Below are 26,488 nucleotides of genomic sequence, written 5' to 3'. Positions count from 1 at the left end.
TGGCGTTGCTATGTCATAACCTGGGTGCCGGACTTAGTCCGCCCCCTCCGGACCGGCGTCAGGCGCCGGAGCGGCATCAGCACCGCCCTCGACGGTCTCTTCGCTTTCTTCGTCCGATTGCGGTTCCGAGATCCGCTCGACCGAAACCACCTTTTCACCTTCAGCCGTGTTGAAGATGGTCACGCCCTTGGTGGCGCGGCTGGCGAAACGGATGCCGTTGACCGGCACGCGAATGACGGTGCCGCCATCCGATACCAGCATGATCTGGTCGTCATTGCCGACCGGGAACGTCGCCACCAGCCGGCCGATCTCGGCCACCTTCGACACGTCGGTGGCACGGATGCCCTTGCCTCCGCGTCCGGTCAGCCGGAAGTCATAGGACGAAGAGCGCTTGCCGTAGCCGAATTCGGTCACCGTCAGCACGTACTTCTCGTGCGCCTTGAGGAACTCGTAGCGTTCGTCGGAAAGCTCGGTCTCCTCGCCGACCTCTTCATTGGTCAGCGCGATCTCTTCCTCTTCACCGGCAGCGATGCCGGCGGCAAGCCGCCGTTCGGCCGCCGCTCGCTTCAGATAGGCCGCGCGCTCGGCCGGCGGCGCATCGACATTCTCGATCACCGACATCGAGATGATGCGGTCGGTCTCAGCCATGGTTATGCCGCGCACGCCGACAGAATTGCGGCTCTGGAAGACGCGCACGTCGCCGACCGAAAAGCGGATGCACTGACCGGAACTGGCCGTCAGAAGCACGTCGTCATTGTCGGTGCAGGTCTCGACGCCGAGGATCTCGTCGCCCTCCTCCTCCAGCTTCATGGCGATCTTGCCATTGCGGTTGACCTGGACGAAGTCGGAAAGCTTGTTGCGGCGCACGGTACCGCGCGTGGTGGCGAACATCACGTCGAGCTCGCCCCAACTGGTCTCGTCCTCGGGCAGAGGCATGATGGTGGTGATACGCTCGCCCTGCTCCAGCGGCAGCATGTTGATCAGCGCCTTGCCGCGCGACTGCGGATTACCGATCGGCAGCCGCCAGACCTTTTCCTTGTAGACGATGCCGCGCGATGAGAAGAACAGCACCGGCGTATGCGTGTTGGCGACGAACAGCCGGGTGACGAAATCCTCTTCCTTGGTCGACATGCCGGAGCGGCCCTTGCCGCCACGGCGCTGTGCCCGGTAGAGCGACAACGGCACGCGCTTGATGTAGCCGGAATGGCTCACCGTCACGACCATGTCCTCGCGCTGGATCAGGTCCTCGTCTTCCATGTCCGCCCCACCATCGGTGAGCTCGGTGCGGCGTGGCGTGCCGAACTCGTCGCGTACGGCGGCAAGCTCGTCCTTGACGATCTGCTGGACGCGCGCGCGGGAAGACAAAATGTCCAGATAATCAATGATTTCGGCACCGATCGTGTTCAACTCGTCGGCGATTTCGTCGCGGCCGAGCGCGGTCAGGCGCTGCAGGCGCAGCTCGAGGATGGCGCGCGCCTGCTCCTCGGACAGATTGTAAGTGCCGTCCTCGTTGATGCGATGGCGCGGATCGTCGATCAGAAGGATCAGCGATTCGACGTCGCCGGACGGCCAGCGCCGCTCCATCAACTGCTCACGCGCGGTCTGCGGATCCGGCGCGGTGCGGATCAGTTTGATGACCTCGTCGATGTTGGCGACGGCGATAGCGAGACCGACCAGCACATGGGCGCGGTCGCGCGCCTTGCGCAGCAGGAATTTCGTCCGCCGGGTAATCACCTCTTCGCGGAAGGTGACGAACGCCTTCAGCATATCGGTCAGGTTCATCACTTCCGGCTTGCCGCCGTTCAGCGCCACCATATTGGCACCGAAAGAGGTCTGCAGCGGCGTGAAACGATAGAGCTGGTTGAGGATGACGTCGGCAACGGCGTCGCGCTTCAATTCAATGACAACCCGGTAGCCCTGCCGGTCGCTCTCGTCGCGAATGTCGGAAATGCCCTCGATGCGCTTGTCGCGCACCAGTTCGGCCATCTTCTCGATCATCGACGACTTGTTCACCTGGTAGGGAACCTCGGTGATGATGATCGACTCGCGGTCGTTGCCGCGCTGCTCGATGTTGACCTTGCCGCGCATGACGATGGAGCCGCGGCCGGTCGAATAGGCGCTGTAGATGCCGGAACGGCCAAGCACGATGCCACCGGTCGGGAAATCCGGTCCCGGAATGATCTCCATCAACGCCGGCAGATCGATCGCCGGATTGTCGATGATGGCGATGGCGCCGTTGCAGATTTCGCCGAGATTGTGCGGCGGGATGTTGGTCGCCATGCCAACCGCGATGCCGCCCGAACCGTTGACCAGAAGGTTGGGGAATCGTGCCGGCAGAACCTTGGGTTCGCTGCCCGACGCATCATACGTATCCTGGAAATCGACGGTGTCCTTGTCGATATCCTCCAAAAGCTCGTGCGCGACCTTGGTCAGCCGCGCTTCCGTGTAGCGCATCGCCGCCGGCGGATCGCCGTCGATGGAGCCGAAATTGCCTTGCCCGTCGATCAGCGGCACGCGCAGCGACCAGTCCTGCGCCATGCGCACCAAGGCGTCATAGATGGAAGCATCGCCATGCGGATGGTATTTACCCATCACGTCGGCGACCGGACGCGCCGACTTCACATATTTGCGGTTCCAGTGGTAGCCGCTCTCATGGGCGGCGAAGAGAATGCGGCGGTGCACCGGCTTCAGGCCGTCGCGCACATCGGGCAGCGCACGGCTGACGATCACGCTCATGGCGTAATCGAGATAGGAACGCTGCATCTCCTCGACGATGGATATCGGCTCGATGCCGGTGGGGCCGCCGTCGGCGCCGCGCGGTGTCTTCTGGTCGGTCAAATCGGATCACAATCTAATCAGGAATCACTTGGTGCTTATATAGGAAGCAAGGCTGAAACTCCAACATGCCAGGCACTTTTCCAGTGTCATTTTTGGTGGTAATTTCAAATGGATACCACTGATTGCGACGATATGGCCAAGGCGGTTTTCGTTGCACTGAGGCAAAAGCCTGCAATGGACTGTTTTCCCCTGCGAAAGCCACGTGCGCGATGAATTGGACTCCGTGGCTGCCTTTGCGAGCACTGAGCGGTTGGCGACCGCGGGATCTCAACAGCGATCTGATCGCGGGCGTGACACTGGCGGCGATTGCCATTCCCGAACAGATGGCAACGGCCCGGCTGGGCGGCTTTGCCCCGGAGATCGGCTTCTTCGCCTTTGTCGCCGGTTCGGTGGCATTTGCCCTGTTCGGGGCCAACCGGCATCTCTCGTCCGGCGCGGATTCGACCATCACGCCCTTGTTTGCCGGTGGCCTCGCGATGCTCGCCGCATCCGGGTCGCCGCATTATCTGGCGCTGGCAGCCATGCTGGCGCTGATGGTCGGGCTGATCGTGACGCTCAGCGGTGTCTTTCGCCTTGGCTGGATCGCCGACCTCTTGTCGGTGCCGGTCACAACGGGTTTTCTGGCCGGCATCGCCGTCCATATCATCGTTTCGCAATTGCCCGGATTGCTCGGCCTGCCCGCCGAAAGCGGCGAGACGTTGCGGCGCATCGGTGAGATCGCCGGCAATCTCCATCTCACCAATCCCTGGAGCCTCGGGCTCGGTCTCGGCGTGTTCGCGATCGTCTTCTGTGCCGACCGGATCAGCGCCCGCGTCCCCGGCGCGTTGATCGCCATGGTGCTCGCCACCATCGCGGTTGCCGTCTTCGGCCTTAAGGACCGCGGCGTCGAAGTGCTCGGCGCCTGGCCCAATGGGCTGCTACAAGCCGGCCTGCCGCGTGCCAGTCTCGACGATGTGCAGGCGCTGTTTCCACTGGCATTGCTGATCGCCATCGTCGTCATGGTGCAGACGGCGGCCACCTCCCGTTCCTTCGCGCCGCAACAGGGCGAGGCTCCCGACATCAATCGCGATTTCGTCGGCGTTGGCGCCGGCAGCATCGTATCGGGCCTGTTCGGCGCCTTTGCCGTCAATGCCAGCCCGCCGCGCACCGCAATCGTCGCCCAGTCGGGCGGCCGCTCGCAATTGTCCGGCCTCATTGCCGCGGCCATCGTGCTGGCGTTCGGTGCTTTCGGCGGCGGCCTGCTTGCCGATGTTCCACAGGCCGCCCTTGCCGGTGTTCTGCTGTTCGTGGCGCAGCACATTCTGCGCTGGAAGGTGTTCGCCAATGTCTACCGGCAGGCGCCGGTCGAATTCGCACTGATCCTCATCACCATGGCAGCGATCGTCGTGCTGCCGATCGAGACCGGCGTGGCGATCGGCATCGGCCTGTCGCTGCTGCACGGCATCTGGAGCGCGACCCGCACGCTTCCGATCGAACTGGAACAGGTGCCGGGCACTTCGGTGTGGTGGCCGCCCGGCCAGCCTGCTGTCGGCGAACAACTCCCCGGCGTGCTGGTCGCGGCGTTCCAGGCGCCGCTGTCTTTCGTCAATGCCGACCGCTTCAAGCGCGGTCTTTGCGATCTCATCGACGCCAGGACCGAGAGCGTGAGGCTGGTCGTGCTGGAGGCCAGCAACATCGTCGAAATCGACTATACAGCCGCGCAAGCCCTGATCGACACCATCACCCATTGCCGCAAAACGGGAGCGGTTTTCGCCATTGCGCGATTGGAATCGCTGCGTGCCCAGGCGGCGCTGGCACGATTTGGCATCGCCGAGCTGATCGGTCCCGAGCGTATCTTTCACAGCGTCGATGCCGCCATCAAGGCACTTGGTCCAGACCAAAAGACACAACAACAGGACGAAACCAAATGACGACCCAGCGGGAACCCTTGCTGACCCCCGTCGCTGTCAGGGATTTGCGGCCGACGCAGATCACCGTCGGCATGCGGGAAGTCGCCTTGAAGCGCCAGATGATCCGCTCACAGAGCGCCAGAAAGACCGGCACGTTTCTGGGCAGCCACATGGTTCCGGTCGTGCTGGGGCCGAAGAAGCGCAACTACGTCACCGATCACCACCATCTCGCCCGCGCCCTTCTCGAGGAAGGCATCCGCGATGTCTTGGTCACGGTGATCAGCGACCTGTCGGGCCTCGATAAGGAGGCCTTTTTCGTCGTGCTCGACAATCGCGGCTGGATGCACCCGTTCGACGAAAGCGGCAAGCGCCGGGACTATGACGCCATTCCCAAAACCATGGCCGAACTCATCGACGATCCCTACAGGAGCCTGGCCGGCGAACTGCGTCGGCAAGGCGGCTTTGCCAAGGATACCACGCCGTTCAGCGAATTCCTGTGGGCGGACTTTTTTCGCCGGCGCATCGACCGGGATGCTGTGGCGAAGAATTTCGACAAGGCGATGAAGGAGGCCCTTAGCCTCTCCAAGAGCAAGGACTCGGACTATCTGCCCGGCTGGTGCGGGCCGACATCGGACTAAGCGGCAAGCTTTAGCGGGCCGCCGCGCGGCGGGTGCGATACTGGCCCGGCGTCTCGCCCATGATCCGCCGAAAACGACGATTGAAGGTAGACAGATCGTTGAAGCCGGCCTCGAAAGCAATCGCCGAGACCGCATCGTCAGACATGCCCAGCCGCAGCGCGGCCCTGTGCAATCGCGTCTTGAGCAGGAACTGATAGGGCGTCATGCCCGCGACCTGCCGGAAGATGCGCAGGAAATGATAGGGACTGGTCGCCGTTTCATCGGCAAGCGCTGAAAGCGAGACCGGCCCATCGGCATCGAGTTCGATCCGCCGCACTGCCTCGGCCACCCGCTTCTGATCGCGGCGGCTTGGCGCGCTTCTGGCATCCGTAGTGCCGGAGACTGTGGCCACAGCGGCCCCGGCAATGCGCAGTCCGAGTTCCTCGAAGGCGTCCATGTCGGCCATCTCGCGCGCGGTTTCCGCCTCAGCCAGCAGTGGCGCCAGGACCGGCAAAGGCGGCAGGCGTGGCGCCTCGAAGGCCAGCTTCCTGGCGCCCGGCACGCCAGCCGCGATCCGTTCCATGTAGGCCGGCCTGAAATGGAACGAGAGGCAACGGTCGCCGCTACCATGCTCGTGCCCGCATTCGTAACATGTGCCGGGATTGCCGAGCAGGAGCGCGCCGGGCGCCAGCATCGTCGTGCCTTGTTGCGCGCGGTAGCGGAACGTGCCGCTGGTGACCGCGGCGACGCAGAAATCCTGATGCGCTTCCTCGAACGGCCGGTCGCCGGCGCCGGCCGTGCAGATCACATCCGTCACGTGCCAGCCGGGTCCGGATGCGAGCGTGTGCGTGGTCGCTGTCATGGCCGGAATATAGCAATTTTTCCCAAGCCCTGAACCCCGTCACCGCCTACTCCTCTCGGTCTCCTGACAAGAAGAGACTGCAACTATGTTTGACCCCTTTGCCGAAGCCTTGCACAGCCCCGGACCAGCGGAAGGGCTTGCTGAAAAGCTGAGCCTTTACGGCCGCTTCGTCGGCGCCTGGACGTTCGACGCCTCGCGCCATCTCGAGGACGGCACCGTGCTGACCGGGCGTGGCGAGGTGCATTTCGGCTGGGTGCTGGAAGGCCGGGCGATCCAGGACGTCTGGATCCTGCCCGCGCGGGACGCTGGCTCCCAGCCTTCGCTTGGCAAATGGACTTTCTACGGCACGACGCTGCGCGTCTATGATCCTGGCGCGGATGCCTGGCACATCTTCTGGAGCGACCCGCGCAACCAGTATTTCAGCCGCCAGCTCGGCCGCGCCGAGGGTGACACGATCGTGCAAGTGGGCACCGACGGCACCGGCTCATCGGTGCGCTGGAGCTTTTCACGCATCACCGAAAACTCCTTCCGATGGCTGGGCGAGCGCTCGCACGACAATGGCGCGACATGGCGGCTGGAAGTCGAGTTCCTGGCGCGCCGAACAACGGGAACATGACACCATAAGACCTTGTAACAATGGAGAAAACCATGTTCGATCATATCTCGATCGGCGTCCGCGATTCTGCCGCCTCCAAGCGCTTCTACGACGCCGCGCTGAAGCCGCTCGGCTACAGCTGTCTTAGCCAGTCACCGGGTTCGCTTGGTTATGGCGCTCAAAACGTCGTGCTATGGGTGAACGAGGCGGCTCGGCCTGTGCCATCCGACGACAAATCCGGTCTGCATTTCTGCTTCGCCGCACCAACGCGGGCCAGCGTCGACACTTTTCATGCCGACGCGCTACGCGAAGGCGGCAGTGACAATGGCGCGCCGGGTCTGCGCGCCGACTATGGCGACAACTACTATGCCGCCTTTGTCGTCGACCCAGACGGCTATCGCCTAGAGGCCTATTGCGGCACTGCCGGCTAAACCTGGTTTCGTCGCTCTGACAGTTCCCACCGACCGGGCTTTGCTCTACCAATATGATGGTACGGGCACGGCCCGGCGGGAGGGGTCAGAGATGCCGAGTTTCGACAGCCTGTTCAACGCCTTCGTCACCATCCTCGTGACCATCGATCCGCCCGGCCTGGCGCCGCTGTTCCTCGCCGTGACGCGCGGCATGAACCGCGAGGAGCGCCAGCAGGTTTCCGTCCGCGCCTCGATCATCGGCTTCCTGGTGATGGCGCTGTTTGCGGTCGCCGGCGCCTCGATCCTGTCGGTGTTCGGCATCACGCTGCCGGCCTTTCGCGTCGCCGGCGGTTTTCTCCTGTTCTTCATCGCTTTCGAAATGGTGTTCGAGCGCCGGCAGGACCGCAAGGAGAAGATCGGCGACGTCGCCATCACCAAGGACATGATCCACAACATCGCCGCTTTCCCGCTGGCGATCCCGCTGATCGCCGGCCCCGGCGCCATTTCGGCGACTGTGCTGCTCTCCGGCTCATTCCAGGGCTTTGCCGCGCAGGCGGCGCTGGTCGGCATCATCTTCGTCTGCCTCGCCATCACCTACCTGGTGTTCGTGCTGTCGGAACGCATCGACCGCATCCTCGGCCAGACCGGCCGCTCGATCCTGACCCGGCTGCTCGGCGTCATCCTGGCGGCACTGGCCGTGCAGTTCGTCGCCGACGGCATCAAGGCGCTGATGGCGGGCTGAACGGCGGTGCCTACTGCCTACTGCCTACTGCCTACTGCCTACTTCGCCGTCGTGTCGATCACTTCGAAATCGTGGGTAATCGTGGCGGTCTTGGCCAACATTGCGGAGGCCGAGCAATATTTTTCGATCGAGAGGTCAATTGCCCGTTTGACCTTGTCGGGCGAGAGCGCCCTGCCCTTGACGACGAAATGCATATGGATGCGGGTGAACACCCTGGGCTCGGTTTCGGCCCGGTCGGCGTCGAGTTCGACCACGCAGTCCTCGACCACCTCGCGCCCCTTTTCGAGGATATGCACGACATCATAGGCCGAACAGCCGCCGGTGCCGATCAGCACCAGCTCCATCGGGCTCGGTCCCGGTGTCCTGCCTTCCGGTCCGGGCGCGGTTCCCAGCACGACCTTGTGGCCGCTGCCGGATTCGCCGACGAAGGTGCGCTCCTCAACCCATTTTACGCGTGCTTTCATCGAACTCGTCCTTCGCCATATTTCGTTGATCGCCAAATCAGCGTTCAATTCGACAATGCAAAACCCCGAAAGTCCATGAGGGACTCTCGGGGCGCAATGTTTGACTTAAGCCAAAAATAACATCTGCTGTTGCGATCAGAACGGAATCTCGTCGTCCAGTTCGCGCGACGAACCGCCACCGCCGCCGCTCTTGGCACCGCCACCACCGCGATTGAAGCCTTCGCTCGGGCTGGACTGGCCGAAATCGGAACCACGGGTGCTGCCGCCACCGGCATAGCCGCCGACCTGGCCGCCTTCGCCCTGTCCGCGCGCGTCGAGCATCTGCAGCTCGCCGCGGAATTTCTGCAGCACGACTTCGGTCGTGTACTTGTCGGCGCCGGTCTGGTCCTGCCATTTGCGCGTCTGCAGCTGGCCCTCGACATAGACCTTCATGCCCTTCTTCAGATACTGCTCGGCCACCTTGGCGATGCCCTCATTGAAGATGACGACGTTGTGCCACTCGGTCTTTTCCTTGCGCTCGCCGGAATTCTTGTCGCGCCAGCTTTCCGAGGTGGCAATGCGAATGTTGACGACCGGCTCGCCCGAGTTCAGCCGGCGGATTTCAGGGTCCGCACCGAGGTTGCCGACCAGAATGACCTTGTTGACGCTACCCGCCATGATATTTCTCCGCGCTCATCTGAAACAAATTTTTGTCGCAGCACCTTACAGGCTGCCGACGTCAGCCGCCTGCCACGGCTGCCTTTACCCACAAGGTTTTTGTTCCCTTTTCGTTCTTATCTGCATCCCTGCTGATTGTCAAGGAATGGCAGCAATGTCCGAAGCCCTCATATGGGTTTGAAAAGAGCGCTTGCCAAATCAATAAGTGTAGACTTATGCTTTGGTCATGATCGAAGCAGAGATTTTCCGCGCCCTGGCCGATCCGACGCGCCGCGCCGTTTTTGAGCGGCTCGCCGCCGGCGAGATGAGCGTGTCGGAATTGCGCACCGGCATGACGGTGTCGCAGCCCGCCGTGTCGCAGCATCTGGCGGTACTGCGTGGCGCCGGCCTGGTGGTCGAGCGGCGTGCGGGCCGCAACGCGTTTTACCGCGCCGACCCGCAGGGGCTCGCCCCCTTGCTCTCCTGGATCGAACGCTACCGGACCTTCTGGCCGGAACGCATCGAAAGGCTGAAGGCGGTTTTGAAGGACATGGATCAATGAAGAAGACGGGATCAATGATCGACGAGAGCCAAAGCGACGCCCCGGATGCGCTCGAGTTCGAGTACGACCTTGCCGAGCCGCCGGAAAAGGTATGGCGGGCCCTGACCGTGCCGGAATTGCTCGCCGCCTGGATGATGCCGAACGACATGAGACCCGAGACCGGCAGTCGTTTTGCCTTCGCCGGGCCGGACGCGCCGATCGAATGCGAAATCCTCGACGCCGAGCCCGAGAAACTGCTGCGCTATTCCTGGCGGGAGCAGCCAGGCGACGCCGCGCGGCGGCACCCGCTCGACAGCCCATTGGACAGCATTGTCACCTTCACACTCGCCCGAACGGTTTCCGGCGGCACCCATCTGCGCATCGTCCATGACGGTTTTGCCCGCAAGGCGATGCCTGCCGTTGCCATGGCGGGCGCCAGCTGCCGGCTGTCGCTCGGGTCGCGAGGGCGCGGAAAACCGGTCGCCGCGAACACGCCTTTGCTGATGCTGCGCGCGGCCTGAACAAGGACAATGGAGAGAGACAATGAGCGGTGTTGCCAATCTCGTGCCAATGGTGATCGAGCAATCGAGCCGCGGCGAACGTGCCTTCGACATCTTTTCACGGCTGCTGCGCGAACGCATCGTCTTCATCAACGGCGAGATCAACGACGACATCTCGGCGCTGGTCTGCGCACAGCTGCTGTCGCTGGAATCGGACAATCCCGACAAGGAGATCTCGCTCTACATCAACTCGCCGGGTGGCGTGGTTACCAGCGGCTTCGCCATCTACGACACGATGCAATATATCAGCTGCCCGGTGTCGACCGTGTGTATGGGCTTTGCCGCCTCGATGGGGTCGTTCCTGCTGATGGCTGGCACGCCGGGGCGCCGGATTTCCCTGCCGAACGCCACCATCCTGCTGCATCAGCCCCTGGGCGGGTTCCAGGGCCAGGCCTCCGACATCCAGCGCCATGCCGAGCGCATCGGCCAGACCAAACGGCACATGGCCGAACTTTACGCGCAGCATTGCGGCCGCAGCTATGAAGAGGTCGAGCGCACGCTGGACCGCGACCACTTCATGACGGCCCGAGAGGCCCAGGCATGGGGCATCGTCGACCATGTTTTCGACACACGAAAAAAGGCGGCCTGAAGCCCAGGGCCCTATCCTGGCTCCTGCCGGTTGTCGAAGATTTGACGATGCCGGTCTGGTCCCTTCGCCGGCACGTCACTATAATCCTGGGATGATCGACACGCATCCGCCCAGACCATTGCACTGCGTCATCGCCGTCATGGTGCTCGCTTTTGCCGGCCTCGTGAGCGGCGCGGCTTTTGCCGAGGACAGTTCGCCGGCGCAGAAAGGCGCTCTGCCCGGCGTCACCGGCGACTATCGCATCGCCAAGCCGGCCCCAGAGCCCGAACCCGACGACGCATTCCCCAGCAACGGGAACGGCACGTTCAAGATCGGCGATGCCGATGTCAGGATTTCCGGCAGCATCACCGTCGACGTCGGCGCCGGCTCGATCGGGCCGCCGCGCCGCTGATGGTGCGTAAGGCGCCAACCCGCACATGAAAACGGCCCCGCCGTGCTTTGCGCAAACGGACGGGGCCTTTTTGGATCTCAAATCCAATTTTGCCGGGAGTGTACTGCCGGCGTTTGATTTCGGATGCACCGCGGCATTCAACCGACGATCCGACTAGCAGTCTCTGATTTTTACGAGAGATGGCAGGTCACGGTTTGCTGGGTGGCGAAAACGCTAAACCCTGGCACTTATGCCTGCCGCGGCTCCAGTGACAACTGGAACCCTGGGGGACGATCCGGTGGCGTCATAGCTCCGCTCCTGTGTCCGTTGCGACGTTGTCGTCCCGAAGCACAAATCGCAAGTGCCTGCGGCGTCTCGCAGGCCGCCTCTGGGCGGCGAGGCCATCGAAAGACGGCCGGCTTCGTTGACTGCTGCAGTCTGCGCCCCTGAGTCGGGGACGTCAACCTTCAATAGCCGGTTACCGAAAAATGTGATCGCAGGGAGGTTACGTGCAAGTCAGTTTCTGCACAGCTTTGTCAGGAGCGTGTTCGGCCTTTGTTCTTTCCGCTTGCCCGTGCACGCGAAAGACGGTTAAACGCATTTGTCGGGAATTGTGGCGTCTCTCGACGTGGCGGCAAAACTACCTACATAGGGGATGGCCGGGAAAACCCGCCATTCCAGGAAATTCCAGATTCTGAGGCGGCGACCGGCTATGGCCGACCATAAATATCTTTCCATTCGCGGGGCGCGCGAACACAATCTGAAGAATGTCGATCTCGACCTGCCGCGTGACAGCCTGATTGTCATGACCGGCCTGTCGGGTTCCGGCAAATCGTCGCTTGCCTTCGACACCATCTACGCCGAGGGCCAGCGCCGCTACGTCGAAAGCCTGTCGGCCTACGCACGGCAATTCCTCGAAATGATGCAGAAGCCTGACGTCGACCAGATCGACGGCCTGTCGCCCGCCATCTCCATCGAGCAGAAGACCACCTCGAAGAACCCGCGTTCGACCGTCGGCACCGTCACCGAGATCTACGACTATATGCGCCTGCTGTTTGCGCGCGTCGGCATCCCCTATTCGCCGGCCACCGGCCTGCCGATCGAGAGCCAGACGGTTTCGCAGATGGTCGACCGTGTGCTGGCGGTCGAGGAAGGCACGCGCCTGTTCATCCTGGCGCCGATGGTGCGCGGCCGCAAAGGCGAATACCGCAAGGAATTGCTGGAGCTGCAGAAGAAGGGTTTTCAGCGCGTCAAGGTCGACGGCGTTTTCTATGAGATCGCCGACGTGCCGACGCTGGACAAGAAGTACAAGCATGATCTCGACGTCGTCGTCGACCGCATCGTCGTGCGTGGCGATCTGGCAACGCGGCTTGCCGATTCCATCGAAACAGCGCTGAAATTGGCCGAAGGGCTGGCGGTCGCCGAATTCGCCGACAAGCCGCTGGATTCCAGCCAGACCGGCGAGGATTCGGTCAACAAGTCGAAGAACGAGACGCATGAGCGCATCCTGTTCTCGGAAAAGTTCGCTTGCCCGGTTTCCGGCTTCACCATTCCGGAAATCGAACCGCGCCTGTTCTCGTTCAACAACCCGTTCGGCGCCTGCCCGACCTGCGACGGCCTCGGCAGCCAGCGCGCCATCGACGGCAATCTGATCGTGCCGGACGAAAACATCTCGCTGCGCGACGGCGCCGTCAGCCCGTGGGCCAAGTCGACCTCGCCCTATTACGCGCAGACGCTGGAAGCGCTCGGCAAGGCTTATGGCTTCAAGCTCGGCGACAAGTTCAAGGATCTAACCACGGAAGCCCAGGAAGCCATTCTGCGCGGCACCGGCGAGCGCGAAATCACCTTCCAGTATGATGACGGCCTGCGCTCCTATAAGACGACAAAGACTTTCGAAGGCGTCATCCCCAATCTCGAGCGACGCTGGAAAGAGACTGAATCCGCATGGATGCGCGAGGAGATCGAGCGCTTCATGTCGGCCACGCCTTGCCCGGTCTGCAAGGGTTATCGGCTGAAGCCCGAGTCGCTGGCGGTGAAAATCGCCGGCAAGCACATCGGCGAAGTCACCGAGCTTTCCATCCGCAAGGCCGACCAGTGGTTCACCGACCTGCCGGCGTCACTCAACGACAAGCAGAACGAGATTGCGGTGCGGGTCTTGAAGGAGATCCGCGAGCGGCTGCGCTTCCTCAACGATGTCGGGCTCGACTATCTGACGCTGTCGCGCAATTCCGGCACGCTGTCGGGCGGCGAGAGCCAGCGCATCCGGCTGGCGTCGCAGATCGGCTCCGGCCTCACCGGCGTGCTCTATGTGCTGGACGAACCGTCGATCGGCCTGCACCAGCGCGACAATGCCCGCCTGCTGGATACGCTCAAGCACCTGCGCGATATCGGCAACACCGTGATCGTCGTCGAACATGATGAAGACGCCATCCTGCATGCCGACTATGTCGTCGACATGGGTCCGGCCGCCGGTATCCATGGCGGCGAGATCATCGCCCAGGGCACGCCGCAGCAGGTCATGGCCAATCCCAATTCGATCACCGGCAAATATCTGTCGGGCGCGCTCGAAGTGGCGACGCCTGGCGTGCGGCGCGAGGCGAAGAAGAACCGGCGCCTCAAGATCGTCGGCGCGCGCGGCAACAATCTGAAGAACGTCACCGCCGAAATCCCGCTCGGCACCTTCACCGCCGTGACCGGCGTGTCGGGCGGCGGCAAATCGACCTTCCTGATCGAGACGCTGTTCAAGGCGGCGTCGCGCCGCATCATGGGCTCGCGTGAGCATCCTGCCGACCACGACCGCATCGAAGGCCTCGAATTCCTGGACAAGGTCATCGACATCGACCAGTCGCCCATTGGCAGGACCCCGCGCAGCAACCCTGCCACCTATACCGGTGCCTTCACGCCGATCCGCGACTGGTTCGCCGGTCTGCCCGAAGCCAAGGCGCGCGGCTATCAGCCGGGCCGGTTCTCCTTCAACGTCAAGGGCGGCCGCTGCGAGGCCTGCCAGGGCGACGGCGTCATCAAGATCGAGATGCATTTCCTCCCCGACGTCTACGTCACTTGCGACGTGTGCCACGGCAAGCGCTACAACAGAGAGACGCTCGATGTCCTGTTCAAGGGCAAATCGATCGCCGACGTGCTCGACATGACGGTCGAGGAAGGCGTCGATTTCTTTGCCGCCGTGCCCGGCGTGCGCGACAAGCTCGACACGTTGAAGCAGGTCGGCCTCGGCTATATCCATATCGGCCAGCAGGCGACGACGCTGTCCGGCGGTGAGGCGCAGCGCATCAAGCTCGCCAAGGAACTGTCGCGCAAGGCGACCGGCAAGACGCTCTACATCCTCGACGAGCCGACCACCGGCCTGCATTTCCACGACGTCGCCAAGCTGTTGGAAGTGCTGCACGAACTGGTCGAGCAGGGCAACACGGTGGTGGTCATCGAGCACAATCTCGAGGTGATCAAGACCGCCGACTGGGTGCTCGATCTCGGCCCCGAAGGCGGCGACGGCGGCGGCGAACTGGTCGCCTCCGGCACGCCGGAAGCCATTGTCCGCGAAAAGCGCAGCTACACCGGCCAGTTCCTCAAGGAACTGCTGGAGCGTCGCCCCGGAGGCAAGCGCGAAGCGGCGGAGTGACGATCGGACCGGTTGGCGCCTGGAGAGCTTTTGAATGACAATCAGAAGAGCGCTTGCCGGTGATCTCCAAACCGTCGTCTCGCTGACGCAAGCGGCCTATGCGCCGTACACCGGCCTGTTCGGCGCGCCGCCGATCCCGGTCACCGAGGACTATGCGCCACGCATCGAGGGTGGCGAAGTCTGGCTGCTCGAGAACGGCGGCGAGCTTGCCGGAGTGCTCACGCTGGAGCGGCATGACGACCACGCGATGATCTTCTCCGTCGCCGTCTCCCCTGACTTTCAAGGCAAAGGCTTCGGCATTGCGCTGCTGAAACACGCTGACGAACAGACGCGCCTGTGGGGCCTGCCCGAGGTGCGGCTTTACACCAACGCCAGGATGGAGCGGAACATCGCACTCTATCTGGCCTACGGTTTCCACGAAACGGGTCGCCGGCCCAATCCCTACCGGCCAGGATGGGTGCTCGTCGACATGGCCAAAACCGTCGATGAGATCACCGCGGCCTGATCTTTTTCAGCATTTGGGAGGATGACAATGAGCACATCGGGAACAATCCGCGCCGGCATGGGCGGCTGGACCTTCGAGCCCTGGGATACGTCCTTCTATCCCGACAAGCTTTCCAAGGCCAAGCAGCTGAACTACGCCACTCGGCAGGTGCCGAGCATCGAGGTCAACGGCACCTATTATTCCAGCTTCAAGGAGCCGACCTTCGTCAAATGGGCCAGCGAGGCGCCGGACGGTTTCGTCTATGCGCTGAAGGGCAACCGCTTCGTCACCAACCGGCGCGTGCTCGGCGAGGCCGGCGAGTCGATGATGCGTTTCCTCGGCTCGGGCGTTGCCGCGCTCGGCGAAAAGCTCGGGCCGATCCTGTGGCAGTTCGCACCGACGAAAAAGTTCGATCCGGACGATTTCGAAGCTTTCCTGAAACTGCTGCCGGAAAAGCAGGACGGCGTTGCGCTGCGCCACGCGGTCGAAGTGCGCAACGACAGTTTTATCGTGCCGGAATTCGCCGCGCTCGTGCGCAAGTACGAGGTCGCGATCGTCTATGCCGACCATGCCAAATATCCTGATATCGCCGACGTCACCGGCGATTTCATCTATGCCCGGCTGCAGACTGGCAGCGACGACAATCCCGACTGCTACACGCCGAAGGGCCTCGATGAATGGGCGGCGCGCGCCAAGACCTGGGCGGAAGGCAAGGTGCCTGCCGATCTCCGACGCGCCGATCCTTCGACCGAAGCGCCGGTCAAGCCACGCGACGTATTCGTCTACTTCATCACCGAGGGCAAGGTGCGCGCGCCGTTCGGTGCCATGGCGCTGATGAAGCGCGTGGCGGATTAGAGCAGCTAGCCTGCGGCGCTATCCTTCCGTTTAAGCGTCGAATTCCACACTCTCGGGTCCGGTCCGGCAACTCCTGTCGGAACCTGCAGGGCAGGTTGACCGTTTTTGCCTCACTAGCGGCGACCGGGCGGGTGCCTCGCGTGGACGCGATAGGCTCGCTGCTCGCCGAAGACCGGTTTTTCCCAGAGATGGCCAGGCGCGCCCAACCGGCGGAACGCTGGCATCAGGAGAACCGGAAGAAAGCGAGGAAAGATGGCGATCATCCTCATCGGGGCGTTGCTCACCATCGCCGGCGTTGTGTACATGGCGGTCGCCGTTCTCAGACGCGGGCGGCTCAGTGATCCGACGCCCGTAGCTTCAGACCGCCCGATGCCCAATCTCGCAACGTCCGGCCCGACGCTTGAGCCACGACGGCGCGGATTAGGCTTCCTCGGCCTATCACAGAATTGGCCGGGGCTGCTGATGATGGCTGTCGGCGTCATTCTGCTATTGTCGGGGGTGATCCTCTAACCCAATAAGCCAAGGATTCGCCGCCGTCGTAACCTTATCGATACCTCCTTGCTGCATGAATCCAGGCAGGCCAAGTCACAGATTTGGGGCAAGGAAACGAGGGGCATGTCGCTCGACTACACTTCACTTCTGCTGGCTGTCGGTTTTTCCGCCGCCTGCCTGAGCCTGACATTGTTCGGCATGTGGCTGACCGCTCGCTCGGAGAGGTTCCTGCTGACATGGGCGATCAGCCTGGTGTTCGTGGTCGGCGATATTTTTATCTATGACGCCTATATCGACATGCCTGGGCGCCTGCTGGGCATCGCCACCCTGGCTTTCCTTCTGCTCGGTTTTTCGACAATGCTGGGCGCCGCCTACCAGTTCAGGACCGGCGGCTCGCCAATGCCGCGAATGGCGATTGCCAGCGCCATTTCGCTGGTTGTGACGTTGCCTCCCATGGCTCTTGGCTATGACGGGCTGGGCTTCATGTTCGAAAACGCCTTTGCCGCATTGCTTCTGTTCGCAACGGCGCTCGAATACTGGAAAGGCCGCGACGAAGCCCCTGCCCTCACGATCGGCATCACCGCGCTCTATTCGGCCACGGCCACGTCCTTCGCTCTGTGCGCCATGGTTCTTGCCTGGGATGGAAAGCTGATCCTCGGACATGCGCCCAGCAACTGGGCCGAGGAGCTGAGCCTCATCATCGTCATCGCCAGCATGACCGGGATTGGAGCCTTGTCGTTGGCGCTCAATCAGGGGCGTCTGGCCAGGCATCATCGCCACAATGCCCTGACCGACCCGCTGACAGGCCTGCTCAACCGCCGCGCCCTGTTCGACCTGCACGGTGATGCTCCGGTCGGCGCCTTCACGGCGGTGGTCGTCTTCGACCTCGACAGCTTCAAGGCCATCAACGACGAATTCGGCCATGCCGCCGGCGATGAGGTGCTGAGGATGTTCGCCAGGGACCTCGCCGGCAATCTTCGCCCGGCCGACGTCGCCGCGCGCATGGGCGGCGAGGAATTCGCGCTGGTGCTGAAGCGGACCTTGCCCGAGACGGTGGAAGCCACCGCCGAGGCCATACGGGCAGCTTTCGCCGCGCGTCGCATCGAAACCGAAACAGGCTCGCTGACATGCACGGTCAGTGCCGGATTTGCCTTCGGCACCAAGGAGGGTCTCAGCTTCGACAAGGTGCTCAGCGCCGCCGACAAGGCGCTCTATGCCGCCAAGCGCGGCGGCCGCAACCGCGTCACCGCCTCTCCATTCCGGCGCGCAAGCTGACCGCACGCATCGATGCCGTAGCTACGATTGGGATGAGCGAAGGCGGCCCCTATGCCGCCATGACGATTTCATTGAAGGCATCCAGGTCGACATAGAAGACCTTGGTGATCTCCTCGATCAGGTCGTCGTAATCGCAGCCCTGTGACCTCAAGATATTGATGGCAGCGATGATGTCGACGCGTTCGGTAAGCCGCCGCTTCTGGTAGTCCTCGACGTAACGTTCCATGGCTGTCCCTTAGCCTGTGTGCCCAAACGCGTTTGAACGACAGAGATCGCAGGAGGGAAGCTAGGAAGCTTTGCTTGCGTGAAACTTGCCCGGTGCTAACCGCGCCCTCGATCTGCGATAACCAGACTGATACGGAAGCGGCCGACTCACAAAAGCCATGGGAAAGACTAGCACGCAGCCCATGTTGCGCTAGTGACGCAGATGGCTGGATCGGAGAAATATTAGACTTGCGAATGATTTCGGACCGCCAACTGAAGTCCAACGACGATTCTAGACGGTCAGGAACTTCCTGACATCAGCACGGTCCAAATCTTCCGCCGGGCCGGTATGGACGATCAGACCCCGGTCCATGATGTTGACCTCGTCGGCGAGCTCTCGGCAGAAATCGAGATATTGTTCGACCAAAAGCACCGCGATGCCGGCCTGGTCGCGCAGATAGCGGATGGCGCGGCCGATATCCTTGATGATCGACGGCTGGATGCCTTCGGTCGGCTCGTCGAGCACCAACAGCTTCGGCCGCATCACCAATGCCCTGCCGATGGCGAGCTGCTGCTGCTGCCCGCCGGAAAGATCGCCGCCACGGCGGCCGAGCATCTGCTTCAAGACTGGAAACAGCTCGAACACATGCGCCGGGATGTTGCGGTCCGCCCGTTTCAGCGGCGCAAAGCCCGATTCCAGGTTCTCTCGCACGGTGAGCAGCGGAAAGATCTCCCTGCCCTGCGGCACGAATGCGATGCCCGACCGGGCGCGGTCATACGCCGCGCTCCGGTCGAGCGCCTTCCCCTCGAAGGCAACGCTTCCGCTCGTCAGCCGGTGGTGGCCGACGATCGATCTCATCAAACTGGTCTTGCCGACGCCGTTGCGGCCGAGCACGCAGGTGATCTTGCCGGCGCCGGCCTTCAGCGACACACCGCGCAGCGCCTGTGCGGCGCCGTAGTGCAGCGTGGCATCGGAAACTTCGAGCATGTCAGCGCCTTTTCCAGAACCTGAGAAACGACAGATCGAAGCGATGGAATTGAACCCGCCAGACCATGCTCATCTCCCCAGATAGACTTCGACGACACGCTCGTCGGCCGAGACGAAATCGAGTGTGCCTTCGCTAAGCACCGAGCCCTCATGCAGGCAGGTGACCTTGACGCCGAGTTCGCGCACGAAATGCATGTCGTGTTCGACGACGATGACCGAATGGTCGCGCGCGATATCCTTGAGCAGGCGCGCGGTTTCCTCGGTCTCGGCATCGGTCATGCCGGCGACCGGCTCGTCGACCAGAAGCAGCTTCGGATCCTGCGCCAGCAGCATGCCGATCTCGAGCCACTGCTTTTGCCCATGGCTGAGATTGGCCGCCAATTCGTTTCGCTTGTCGCCAAGCCGGATGATGCCGAGGATGTCGTCGATCTGTCGCGCCTCGGCGGCCGAGCGGCGATGAAACAGCGCCGGGAAGATCGAGCGCGGCCCCTTCAGCGCCAGCATCAGGTTTTCCTCGATCGTGTGGCTTTCGAACACAGTCGGCTTCTGGAACTTGCGGCCGATGCCCATCATGGCGATCTCGGCCTCGTCATGCTTGGTCAGATCGACCTGGCCGTCGAAGAACACCTCGCCCTCATCGGGCCGCGTCTTGCCGGTGACGATGTCCATCATCGTCGTCTTGCCGGCTCCGTTGGGGCCGATGATGGCGCGCATCTCGCCCTTGTCGAGCACCAGCGACAGATTGTTGATGGCGCGAAAACCATCGAAGGAAACCGAGACGCCGTCGAGATAGAGGATGGTGTTCGACTTTGACATGGTCGCTCACTCCGCCGGCTGCGGTTCGGGGCTGGATGCGGACCAGTCGCCGGGCTTTCTCGCCGCGCTGCGCACGATTTTCGCCGGCGGCTGGACGTCAGGGTCGGCGCCGGCTTCCTCGGCAATCGAAGCTGCTCGCAACGCTCTGGCGTTGCCGCGCCAGCTGTCCCACATGCCGATGATGCCCTTGGGCAGCAAAAGCGTGACGGCGACGAACAGCCCACCCAAGGCAAACAGCCAGAATTCCGGCAGCACGCCGGTGAACCAGGACTTGCCGGCATTGACCAGCAACGCACCGATGATCGGCCCGACGATGGTGCCGCGCCCGCCGACGGCCGCCCATACCACGACTTCAATCGAATTGGCCGGCTCGAATTCGCCGGGGTTGATGATGCCGACCTGCGGCACGTAGAGCGCGCCGGCGATGCCGGCCATGACGGCCGAGACGGTGAAGGCGAACAGTTTTACGTTCTCCGCCCGCCAGCCAAGGAAGCGCGTGCGGCTCTCGGCGTCGCGTACCGCCATCAAGAGCTTGCCGTATTTGGAGCCAACGATAGCCCAGGTGACGAAGACGGCGAGTGCGAGCGTGACCGCACTGGCGGCAAACAGCGCCGAACGCGTCGCGTCGGCCTGCACGTTGAAGCCCAAAATGTCCTTGAAATCGGTCAGGCCGTTGTTGCCGCCGAAACCCATGTCGTTGCGGAAAAAGGCGAGCAGCAGCGCATAGGTCATCGCCTGGGTGATGATCGAGAGATAGACGCCAGTGACACGGCTGCGGAAGGCGAACCAGCCGAAGACGAAAGCCAGCAGGCCAGGCACCGCGAGGACCATAAGGCCGGCAAACCAGAAATGGTCGAAGCCATACCAGAACCACGGCAATTCCTTGTAGTTCAGGAACACCATGAAGTCGGGCAGGATGGGGTTGCCATAGACGCCGCGCGAGCCGATCTGGCGCATCAGATACATGCCCATCGCATAACCGCCGAGCGCGAAGAAGGCGCCGTGGCCGAGCGAGAGAATGCCGCAATAGCCCCAGACAAGATCGAGCGCCAAGGCGAGCAGCGCATAGCAGAGATATTTGCCGGTCAGCGCGACGATATAGGATGGCACATAGAAGGCGTTGGCCGGCGAAACAGCCAGGTTGAGCAGCGGCACGACGATGGCCGCCGCCAGCAGGATGAAGATCGTAATGGCGATGCGGCGGTCCGCACCCGCGGCGAAGAAGCGTCCCGTGATCATGCTTCCACCGCCCTGCCCTTGAGCGCGAACAGGCCGCGCGGGCGCTTCTGGATGAACAGGATGATCAGCACCAGCACGACGATCTTGCCGAGCACCGCGCCGGCATAGGGCTCGAGGAACTTGTTGACGATGCCGAGCGAGAAGGCGCCGACCAGCGTACCCCACAGATTGCCGACACCACCGAAGACGACGACCATGAAGCTGTCGATGATGTAGCCGCGGCCGAGATTGGGCGAGACATTGTCGATCTGGCTGAGCGCGACACCGGCAATGCCGGCAATGCCGGAGCCGAGCGCGAAGGTCAGCGCGTCGACCCATGGCGTCCTGATGCCCATGGAGGCGGCCATGCGCCGGTTGGCGGTGACGGCGCGCATTTGCAAGCCCCAGGGCGTACGCTTCATCACGTAGAGCAGCACCGCGAACACGGTGAGCGCGAAAACCAGGATCCATAGCCGGTTCCAGGTGATCGCAAGCTGCCCGACATTGAACGAGCCCGACATCCAGGAGGGGTTGCCGACCTCCTGGTTGGTCGGCCCGAAGATCGAACGCACCGCTTGCTGCAGGATGAGCGATACGCCCCAAGTCGCAAGCAGTGTTTCCAGCGGCCGCCCGTAGAGGAAACGGATGACGCCGCGCTCGATGATCAGGCCAACCAGGGCCGAGACGAGGAAAGCGAGCGGCAGCGCGATGACCAGCGACCAGTCGAATAGGTCCGGAAAGGACGTACGGATCACTTGCTGGACGACGAAGGTCGTGTAGGCGCCGAGCATAACCATCTCGCCATGCGCCATGTTGATGACGCCCATGACGCCGAAGGTGATGGCAAGGCCGATCGCCGCCAGCAGCAGCACCGAGCCCAGCGAAATGCCGTACCAGATGTTCTGACCGGCATCCCAGAAGGCCAGCGTCGAATTGATGTTGGCGATCGCGGCCGTGGCAGCTTCCTTGACTGCGTCCGTGGAATTCGCCTCGACCGAAGTCAGCAGCGAAACCGCATCGCGGTCGCCCCGCGCCCCGATCAGCGCGATGGCAGCAAGCTTGTCGGCTTCAGGCTGATCGGAGACCAGCACGGAGGCGGCACGAGCCTGTTCGAGCAGAGCCTTGACGCTGGCCACGCTCTCGCTGGCGATTGCCGTGTCGAGCGGCCCGATGTTTGCCGCATCAGGGGTCTTGAACATGGTATCGGCGGCGGCAATACGCACGGCCGGGTCCTTGGCGCCAAGCGTCAGCGTGCCCAACGCATCGCGGATGACGCGGCGCAGCGTGTTGTTGACCTTGATCTTGGTGATGTCGTCCTTGGCGGCCTCGCCCGATGCCTCGCCGCTCAACGGGTTGGAAAGCTGGACGCTTTCGCCCGCTTCCTTGCCGGCAAACACCAGGGAATCGGCCTTGCGGACATAAAGGTTGCCGTCGGCGAGTGCCGCAAGCGGCCGTTCCACAGCCGGATCGCCGGTGGCCGCCAGTTCGTGGACGACGGCTCCGATCTCCGAAAAACCCTTGGCCGTCGCGAATTTGGCGATGATGCCGCGCAGATCGGCTTCGCTTGCGCCCGATGACGACAGCGTCGCCAGCAGGAACAACAGCGTCAGACCAATGGCGCGAAACAGGTTCATCGGCTCCAGGTGACCTTTGAAGAAGGTTGAATTGAGCGTCCGGACGGCGGAGGAAGCCGTCCGGACGCGCGCGGTCACGGGCATGGACCTGAAGGTCCAGCCCGGGGAGGATCAGTTTGTGCCCTTGCCGCCGCACTTGCCGGTGGCGACATTGAAGTTGCCGCAGGACAGAGGCGCGCGCCAATCGGAGATCAGGTCTTTGGAGTCAGGCAGATAGTCGGACCATTCGTCTCCCATCACCAAGCCTGGTGTGCGCGACACGGTTTCGAACTGGCCGTCGGCCTGGATTTCACCGATCAGCACTGGCTTGGTGATGTGGTGGTTCGGCATCATCGTCGAATAGCCGCCGGTCAGGTTCGGCACCGAGACACCGATCATGGCGTCGATGACCTTGTCCGGATCGGTGGTGCCGGCCTTCTCGACCGCCTTCACCCACATGTTGAAGCCGATATAGTGGGCTTCCATCGGGTCGTTGGTGGTGCGCTTGTCGTTCTTGATGAACTTGTGCCAGTCGGCGATGAACTTCTTGTTTTCGGGCGTGTCGACGCTCTCAAAGTAATTCCAGGCGGCGAGATGGCCAACCAGCGGCGCGGTGTCGAGACCGGCAAGCTCTTCCTCGCCGACCGAGAATGCCATGACCGGGATGTCCTCGGCCTTGATGCCCTGGTTGCCGAGTTCCTTGTAGAACGGCACGTTGGCGTCGCCGTTGACGGTCGAGACGACGGCGGTCTTCTTGCCGGCCGAACCGAACTTCTTGATCGCCGAAACCTCGGTCTGCCAGTCGGAGAAGCCGAACGGCGTGTAATTGACCATGATGTCTTCCGCCGCCACGCCCTTTGCCTTCAGATAGGCTTCGAGGATCTTGTTGGTGGTGCGCGGATAGACGTAGTCGGTGCCTTCCAGCACCCAGCGCTTCACCGAACCGCCATCCTCGCTCATGAGATAGTCGACGGCCGGGATGGCCTGCTGGTTCGGCGCCGCACCCGTGTAGAACACGTTGCGCTCGCTCTCCTCGCCCTCATACTGGACCGGATAAAACAGGATGTTGTCGAGTTCGGAGAACACCGGGAGAACCGACTTGCGCGACACCGAGGTCCAGCAGCCGAACACCGCCGCGACCTTGTCCTTGGAGATCAGCTCGCGCGCCTTTTCGGCAAACAGCGGCCAGTTGGAAGCCGGATCGACGACCACCGCCTCGAGCTTCTTGCCGAGCAGGCCGCCCTTGGCGTTCTGCTCGTCAATGAGCATCAGCATGGCGTCCTTCAGCGTCGTCTCCGAAATCGCCATGGTCCCCGACAGCGAATGGAGAATGCCGACCTTGATCGTGTCGTCGGCAGCCTTGGCGGGAGCGGACATCAACAGGCCGGCGGCAACCACGCTCGCCGAAAACATTTTTGTTATGGTCGAGAAATTACCCCTCATATTACAGACTCCCAAGCTGGTTGATTGCACCGCAACACTACAATGCAACCCCCATGCCAATCGCTTGGCGACGCCAATGGAGACCAATAAATCCAGCATTATCAGTGTCTTGAAATATTAGGCTTACAAAAACAAAGAGAACCGGTTAAAAATTGATTGAGAGAAATTTGCGCAACGCACGCGACCGATGCCTAATTTTCGCCCACCTCTGCTAGATGCCTAGATTTTGATCTTCGCAGGCGCGTCACCGACGACCGATATTGCGGCGCGGTGCAAAAATGGGGCAAGCTCGCTCCTCAAACGAGCGACGTCATGGCTTCAGGCATTTCACGCATCTTTATCGGCATACTGCTTCTGGCGGCAGCAACCGGGACCGCACGAGCCGATTTCAGCGATGGCAAGATGCCCGACGGTATCTATCACTGCGAGGTCTACCTGCTCGGCATGTTCCTCAGCCTCGGCGACATCACCATCAAGGGGAACGTCTACAGCGGCCCAATTTATACCGGCCTCGGCACCGCGCAGCAGGGGTACGACTATCAAATGGATGCAAACGGCGTGATCTCCTGGTTGGGACCGCTGGGCGGCTATACCGCCGGCGGCAACTCGCTGTCGCTGACCCAGGCAACGCTGGACGGCCAGAGCACGCCCTCCTTCGACATCATCATGAAGCAACCCGACGGCGCCTTCACCGCCTCGACCTGCACCAGGCAATGAGGCTGCAAGAAAAGGCGCGGAACCTTGTGGGTTCCGCGCCAGCAGGCAGTCGGGAGGATGTGACTAGATCGTCTTGGCCGACATCTGCGCGGCGATGTAGCCGGCCTGGCGGATCGCCAGCGACACGATCGTCAGGGTCGGGTTTTCGGCGGCTCCGGTCGTGAACTGGCTGCCATCCGACACGAACAGGTTCTTGATGTCGTGCGCCTGGCCGTGCTTGTTGACGACGCCGTCGGCCGCCTTCTCGCTCATCCGGTTGGTGCCGAGATTGTGGGTCGACGGATAGGGCGGCGTCGGGAAGGTGCGCGTGGCACCAACCGCAGCATAGAGCGCCGTGGCCTGCTTGTAGGCGTGGTTGCGCATCGCTGTGTCGTTCGGATGATCGTCGAAATGCACGTCGGCGATCGGCATGCCGTGCGCGTCCTTCTCGTCGGCATGCAGCGTGATGCGATTCTCCGCGCGCGGCATGTCCTCGCCGACAATCCACAGGCCGGCCATGTGGTCGTAGTGGTCGAGTGCGGTGGTGAACGAGCGGCCCCAGGCGCCGGGATTGAGGAAGGCCGCCATGAACGGCAGACCCAGTGACAGCGTCTCGAACTCGTAGCCGCCGACGAAACCACGTGACGGATCATGGCGCGCCTCGTCGCGGATGATGCCGGCCATGGTGGTGCCGCGATACATGTGCACCGGTTTGTCGAAGATGGCATAGACCGAGCCGGTGGTGTGGCGCATGTAGTTCTTGCCCACCTGCCCCGACGAGTTGGCAAGACCGTCAGGGAATTTGCCCGATGCCGAATTGAGCAGCAGCCTTGGGCTCTCGATCGAATTTCCCGCGACGGCGACGATGCGCGCCTTCTGCTCCTGGAGCTTGCCGTCCTTGTCGGCATAGACGACGCCGGTCACCTTTCCGCTAGCATCATGGTTGATCTTGATCGCCATGGCGTTCGGCCTGACTTCGAGATGGCCCGTCGCCTCGCCCTTGGGTATCTCGGTGTAGAGCGTCGACCATTTGGCGCCCCATTTGCAGCCCTGGAAGCAGAAGCCGGTCTGCTGGCAGGAATTACGATCGTCGCGCTCGACCGAATTGATCGCCATATTGCCGGTGTGGCATTCCTTGTAGCCGAGCTTGTCTGCGCCGGCCTTCAGCACCTTGAAATTGTTGTTGCCCGGCAGCCGCGGCCAGTCATTGGTGCCAGTGACGCCCATCTTGGCTTCGGCCTTGGCGTAGTAGGGTTCCATCTCGGCGAGCGTGATCGGCCAGTCGAGCAAATTGGCGCCTTCCAGTTTGCCGTAGGTCGACAGTGTCTTGAACTCATGCTCCTGGAAGCGCAGCGAGGCTCCGGCCCAATGCGTCGTCGAACCGCCGACCGACTTGACGATCCAGGCCGGCAGGTTCGGAAAATCCTTGGCCACACGCCAGTCACCGGAGGTGGTGCGCTTGTCCGTCCAGGCGAGCTGGGCGAACGAGCCCCACTCGTCATTGATGAAATCCTCATATTCGTGGCGCGCGCCGGCTTCCAGGATGACGACGTCGACACCCTTCTGGGCGAGTTCGTTGCCGAGCGTGCCGCCGCCGGCGCCCGAACCGATGATGACGACCACGCCGTCGTTGTTCAGATCAAATGAAGCTGCCATG

At 62.5% G+C, this 26,488-nt stretch carries 26 protein-coding genes; 15 read left to right on the top strand and 11 right to left on the bottom strand.

Annotated elements, in window-relative coordinates; translation table 11 throughout:
- Positions 1 to 33 precede the first annotated feature (33 nt).
- Entirely contained in the window at positions 34 to 2,838 is a 2,805-nt protein-coding gene (gene gyrA / locus EJ076_RS19860) for a DNA gyrase subunit A (RefSeq protein WP_126069019.1), read from the bottom strand.
- Positions 2,839 to 3,047: 209 nt separating this feature from the next.
- Here gyrA and EJ076_RS19855 point away from each other — a divergent pair, with 209 nt between their 5' ends.
- Together EJ076_RS19855 and EJ076_RS19850 are read left to right on the top strand one after the other, a co-directional pair.
- The gene (locus EJ076_RS19855) at positions 3,048 to 4,748 is read left to right on the top strand and encodes a SulP family inorganic anion transporter (protein WP_126069018.1); all 1,701 of its coding nucleotides are present in this window, start codon (positions 3,048 to 3,050) and stop codon (positions 4,746 to 4,748) included.
- Positions 4,745 to 5,365 (top strand): ParB-like protein, encoded by a 621-nt coding sequence (locus tag EJ076_RS19850; RefSeq protein ID WP_126069017.1) that lies wholly within the window; start codon positions 4,745 to 4,747, stop codon positions 5,363 to 5,365. Before EJ076_RS19855 ends, EJ076_RS19850 begins: the two co-directional genes overlap by 4 nt.
- Before the next feature lie 10 nt (positions 5,366 to 5,375).
- Here EJ076_RS19850 and EJ076_RS19845 read toward each other — a convergent pair whose 3' ends face one another.
- Positions 5,376 to 6,206 carry an AraC family transcriptional regulator gene (locus EJ076_RS19845; RefSeq protein WP_126069016.1) on the bottom strand — a complete coding sequence of 277 codons (831 nt, stop codon included), beginning with the start codon at positions 6,204 to 6,206 and terminating at the stop codon, positions 5,376 to 5,378.
- Between the two features lie 85 nt (positions 6,207 to 6,291).
- Here EJ076_RS19845 and EJ076_RS19840 point away from each other — a divergent pair, with 85 nt between their 5' ends.
- The 3 genes from EJ076_RS19840 (at position 6,292) to EJ076_RS19830 (ending at position 7,953) form a co-directional block, all read left to right on the top strand.
- Positions 6,292 to 6,822 (top strand): hypothetical protein, encoded by a 531-nt coding sequence (locus tag EJ076_RS19840; RefSeq protein ID WP_126069015.1) that lies wholly within the window; start codon positions 6,292 to 6,294, stop codon positions 6,820 to 6,822.
- Positions 6,823 to 6,854: 32 nt separating this feature from the next.
- Positions 6,855 to 7,232, top strand: a complete 378-nt coding sequence (locus EJ076_RS19835; protein ID WP_126069014.1) for a VOC family protein — start codon at positions 6,855 to 6,857, stop codon at positions 7,230 to 7,232.
- A 91-nt stretch (positions 7,233 to 7,323) separates the two neighbouring features.
- A complete protein-coding gene (locus tag EJ076_RS19830) occupies positions 7,324 to 7,953 on the top strand; it encodes a MarC family protein (protein ID WP_023670949.1) in 630 nt (209 codons plus the stop codon).
- A 38-nt stretch (positions 7,954 to 7,991) separates the two neighbouring features.
- Here the strand turns inward: EJ076_RS19830 and EJ076_RS19825 are convergent, their stop codons facing one another.
- Positions 7,992 to 8,417 (bottom strand): OsmC family protein, encoded by a 426-nt coding sequence (locus EJ076_RS19825; protein ID WP_126069013.1) that lies wholly within the window; start codon positions 8,415 to 8,417, stop codon positions 7,992 to 7,994.
- 135 nt (positions 8,418 to 8,552) lie between these two features.
- The gene (locus tag EJ076_RS19820) at positions 8,553 to 9,074 is read right to left on the bottom strand and encodes a single-stranded DNA-binding protein (protein WP_109669185.1); all 522 of its coding nucleotides are present in this window, start codon (positions 9,072 to 9,074) and stop codon (positions 8,553 to 8,555) included.
- Between the two features lie 226 nt (positions 9,075 to 9,300).
- On the opposite strand from EJ076_RS19820, the gene EJ076_RS19815 reads away from it, so the two are divergent.
- The 9 genes from EJ076_RS19815 to EJ076_RS19775 all read left to right on the top strand — a co-directional run bounded on the left by EJ076_RS19815 (position 9,301) and on the right by EJ076_RS19775 (position 17,853).
- A complete protein-coding gene (locus EJ076_RS19815; protein ID WP_056582312.1) occupies positions 9,301 to 9,615 on the top strand; it encodes a metalloregulator ArsR/SmtB family transcription factor in 315 nt (104 codons plus the stop codon).
- Positions 9,612 to 10,115, top strand: a complete 504-nt coding sequence (locus EJ076_RS19810) for an SRPBCC domain-containing protein (protein WP_126069012.1) — start codon at positions 9,612 to 9,614, stop codon at positions 10,113 to 10,115. Before EJ076_RS19815 ends, EJ076_RS19810 begins: the two co-directional genes overlap by 4 nt.
- 22 nt (positions 10,116 to 10,137) lie before the next feature.
- A complete protein-coding gene (locus EJ076_RS19805) occupies positions 10,138 to 10,743 on the top strand; it encodes an ATP-dependent Clp protease proteolytic subunit (RefSeq protein WP_126069011.1) in 606 nt (201 codons plus the stop codon).
- A gap of 91 nt (positions 10,744 to 10,834) precedes the next feature.
- Positions 10,835 to 11,134, top strand: coding sequence for a hypothetical protein (locus EJ076_RS19800; protein WP_126069010.1), 300 nt, complete (start codon positions 10,835 to 10,837; stop codon positions 11,132 to 11,134).
- Between the two features lie 691 nt (positions 11,135 to 11,825).
- Positions 11,826 to 14,747: an excinuclease ABC subunit UvrA gene (uvrA, locus tag EJ076_RS19795; RefSeq protein WP_126069009.1), complete on the top strand. Its 2,922-nt coding sequence runs from the start codon at positions 11,826 to 11,828 to the stop codon at positions 14,745 to 14,747.
- Positions 14,748 to 14,781: 34 nt separating this feature from the next.
- Positions 14,782 to 15,252 carry a GNAT family N-acetyltransferase gene (locus tag EJ076_RS19790; protein ID WP_126069008.1) on the top strand — a complete coding sequence of 157 codons (471 nt, stop codon included), beginning with the start codon at positions 14,782 to 14,784 and terminating at the stop codon, positions 15,250 to 15,252.
- A 27-nt stretch (positions 15,253 to 15,279) separates the two neighbouring features.
- A complete protein-coding gene (locus tag EJ076_RS19785) occupies positions 15,280 to 16,086 on the top strand; it encodes a DUF72 domain-containing protein (RefSeq protein WP_109669201.1) in 807 nt (268 codons plus the stop codon).
- Positions 16,087 to 16,338: 252 nt separating this feature from the next.
- On the top strand, positions 16,339 to 16,596 hold the full coding sequence (locus EJ076_RS19780; protein WP_109669203.1) for a hypothetical protein: 258 nt from the start codon (positions 16,339 to 16,341) through the stop codon (positions 16,594 to 16,596).
- Between the two features lie 105 nt (positions 16,597 to 16,701).
- Positions 16,702 to 17,853: a GGDEF domain-containing protein gene (locus EJ076_RS19775; RefSeq protein WP_126069007.1), complete on the top strand. Its 1,152-nt coding sequence runs from the start codon at positions 16,702 to 16,704 to the stop codon at positions 17,851 to 17,853.
- Positions 17,854 to 17,902: 49 nt separating this feature from the next.
- On the opposite strand, the gene EJ076_RS19770 is transcribed toward EJ076_RS19775, so the two are convergent.
- The 6 genes from EJ076_RS19770 to urtA form a co-directional block, all read right to left on the bottom strand.
- A complete protein-coding gene (locus tag EJ076_RS19770) occupies positions 17,903 to 18,079 on the bottom strand; it encodes a hypothetical protein (protein ID WP_084636783.1) in 177 nt (58 codons plus the stop codon).
- Positions 18,080 to 18,349: 270 nt separating this feature from the next.
- Positions 18,350 to 19,045: an urea ABC transporter ATP-binding subunit UrtE gene (gene urtE, locus EJ076_RS19765; protein WP_126069006.1), complete on the bottom strand. Its 696-nt coding sequence runs from the start codon at positions 19,043 to 19,045 to the stop codon at positions 18,350 to 18,352.
- Between the two features lie 69 nt (positions 19,046 to 19,114).
- The gene (urtD, locus tag EJ076_RS19760) at positions 19,115 to 19,861 is read right to left on the bottom strand and encodes an urea ABC transporter ATP-binding protein UrtD (RefSeq protein WP_126069005.1); all 747 of its coding nucleotides are present in this window, start codon (positions 19,859 to 19,861) and stop codon (positions 19,115 to 19,117) included.
- Positions 19,862 to 19,867: 6 nt separating this feature from the next.
- Entirely contained in the window at positions 19,868 to 21,100 is a 1,233-nt protein-coding gene (urtC, locus tag EJ076_RS19755; RefSeq protein WP_126069004.1) for an urea ABC transporter permease subunit UrtC, read from the bottom strand.
- The gene (gene urtB, locus EJ076_RS19750; protein WP_109669374.1) at positions 21,097 to 22,713 is read right to left on the bottom strand and encodes an urea ABC transporter permease subunit UrtB; all 1,617 of its coding nucleotides are present in this window, start codon (positions 22,711 to 22,713) and stop codon (positions 21,097 to 21,099) included. The genes urtC and urtB overlap by 4 nt, the downstream gene beginning before the upstream one ends.
- A gap of 111 nt (positions 22,714 to 22,824) precedes the next feature.
- On the bottom strand, positions 22,825 to 24,135 hold the full coding sequence (urtA, locus tag EJ076_RS19745) for an urea ABC transporter substrate-binding protein (RefSeq protein WP_126069003.1): 1,311 nt from the start codon (positions 24,133 to 24,135) through the stop codon (positions 22,825 to 22,827).
- A gap of 312 nt (positions 24,136 to 24,447) precedes the next feature.
- On the opposite strand from urtA, the gene EJ076_RS19740 reads away from it, so the two are divergent.
- Positions 24,448 to 24,852, top strand: a complete 405-nt coding sequence (locus tag EJ076_RS19740; protein WP_126069002.1) for a hypothetical protein — start codon at positions 24,448 to 24,450, stop codon at positions 24,850 to 24,852.
- A gap of 63 nt (positions 24,853 to 24,915) precedes the next feature.
- Here the strand turns inward: EJ076_RS19740 and EJ076_RS19735 are convergent, their stop codons facing one another.
- A complete protein-coding gene (locus EJ076_RS19735) occupies positions 24,916 to 26,487 on the bottom strand; it encodes a GMC family oxidoreductase (protein WP_126069001.1) in 1,572 nt (523 codons plus the stop codon).
- Position 26,488 lies beyond the last annotated feature (1 nt).

Origin of the sequence: Mesorhizobium sp. M7D.F.Ca.US.005.01.1.1, assembly GCF_003952545.1 — a bacterium.
Classification (GTDB): Bacteria; Pseudomonadota; Alphaproteobacteria; order Rhizobiales; family Rhizobiaceae; genus Mesorhizobium; species Mesorhizobium loti.
Note: the sequence above shows the minus strand (reverse complement) of the source record. Positions and strands in the feature narration are given on the sequence as shown.

Bases quoted from the DNA above. Each gene is read 5' to 3' on its own strand.
- EJ076_RS19815 (WP_056582312.1), top strand. From the start codon at position 9,301: ATGATCGAAGCAGAGATTTTCCGCGCCCTGGCCGATCCGACGCGCCGC.
- EJ076_RS19840 (WP_126069015.1), top strand. From the start codon at position 6,292: ATGTTTGACCCCTTTGCCGAAGCCTTGCACAGCCCCGGACCAGCGGAA.
- EJ076_RS19855 (WP_126069018.1), top strand. From the start codon at position 3,048: ATGAATTGGACTCCGTGGCTGCCTTTGCGAGCACTGAGCGGTTGGCGA.
- urtC (WP_126069004.1), bottom strand. From the start codon at position 21,100: ATGATCACGGGACGCTTCTTCGCCGCGGGTGCGGACCGCCGCATCGCC.
- EJ076_RS19825 (WP_126069013.1), bottom strand. From the start codon at position 8,417: ATGAAAGCACGCGTAAAATGGGTTGAGGAGCGCACCTTCGTCGGCGAA.
- EJ076_RS19780 (WP_109669203.1), top strand. From the start codon at position 16,339: ATGGCGATCATCCTCATCGGGGCGTTGCTCACCATCGCCGGCGTTGTG.
- EJ076_RS19770 (WP_084636783.1), bottom strand. From the start codon at position 18,079: ATGGAACGTTACGTCGAGGACTACCAGAAGCGGCGGCTTACCGAACGC.
- EJ076_RS19785 (WP_109669201.1), top strand. From the start codon at position 15,280: ATGAGCACATCGGGAACAATCCGCGCCGGCATGGGCGGCTGGACCTTC.
- urtE (WP_126069006.1), bottom strand. From the start codon at position 19,045: ATGCTCGAAGTTTCCGATGCCACGCTGCACTACGGCGCCGCACAGGCG.
- EJ076_RS19735 (WP_126069001.1), bottom strand. From the start codon at position 26,487: ATGGCAGCTTCATTTGATCTGAACAACGACGGCGTGGTCGTCATCATC.
- EJ076_RS19790 (WP_126069008.1), top strand. From the start codon at position 14,782: ATGACAATCAGAAGAGCGCTTGCCGGTGATCTCCAAACCGTCGTCTCG.
- EJ076_RS19835 (WP_126069014.1), top strand. From the start codon at position 6,855: ATGTTCGATCATATCTCGATCGGCGTCCGCGATTCTGCCGCCTCCAAG.
- urtB (WP_109669374.1), bottom strand. From the start codon at position 22,713: ATGAACCTGTTTCGCGCCATTGGTCTGACGCTGTTGTTCCTGCTGGCG.
- EJ076_RS19810 (WP_126069012.1), top strand. From the start codon at position 9,612: ATGAAGAAGACGGGATCAATGATCGACGAGAGCCAAAGCGACGCCCCG.
- EJ076_RS19740 (WP_126069002.1), top strand. From the start codon at position 24,448: ATGGCTTCAGGCATTTCACGCATCTTTATCGGCATACTGCTTCTGGCG.
- EJ076_RS19800 (WP_126069010.1), top strand. From the start codon at position 10,835: ATGATCGACACGCATCCGCCCAGACCATTGCACTGCGTCATCGCCGTC.
- uvrA (WP_126069009.1), top strand. From the start codon at position 11,826: ATGGCCGACCATAAATATCTTTCCATTCGCGGGGCGCGCGAACACAAT.
- EJ076_RS19820 (WP_109669185.1), bottom strand. From the start codon at position 9,074: ATGGCGGGTAGCGTCAACAAGGTCATTCTGGTCGGCAACCTCGGTGCG.
- EJ076_RS19775 (WP_126069007.1), top strand. From the start codon at position 16,702: ATGTCGCTCGACTACACTTCACTTCTGCTGGCTGTCGGTTTTTCCGCC.
- EJ076_RS19805 (WP_126069011.1), top strand. From the start codon at position 10,138: ATGAGCGGTGTTGCCAATCTCGTGCCAATGGTGATCGAGCAATCGAGC.
- EJ076_RS19850 (WP_126069017.1), top strand. From the start codon at position 4,745: ATGACGACCCAGCGGGAACCCTTGCTGACCCCCGTCGCTGTCAGGGAT.
- EJ076_RS19845 (WP_126069016.1), bottom strand. From the start codon at position 6,206: ATGACAGCGACCACGCACACGCTCGCATCCGGACCCGGCTGGCACGTG.
- urtA (WP_126069003.1), bottom strand. From the start codon at position 24,135: ATGAGGGGTAATTTCTCGACCATAACAAAAATGTTTTCGGCGAGCGTG.
- urtD (WP_126069005.1), bottom strand. From the start codon at position 19,861: ATGTCAAAGTCGAACACCATCCTCTATCTCGACGGCGTCTCGGTTTCC.
- EJ076_RS19830 (WP_023670949.1), top strand. From the start codon at position 7,324: ATGCCGAGTTTCGACAGCCTGTTCAACGCCTTCGTCACCATCCTCGTG.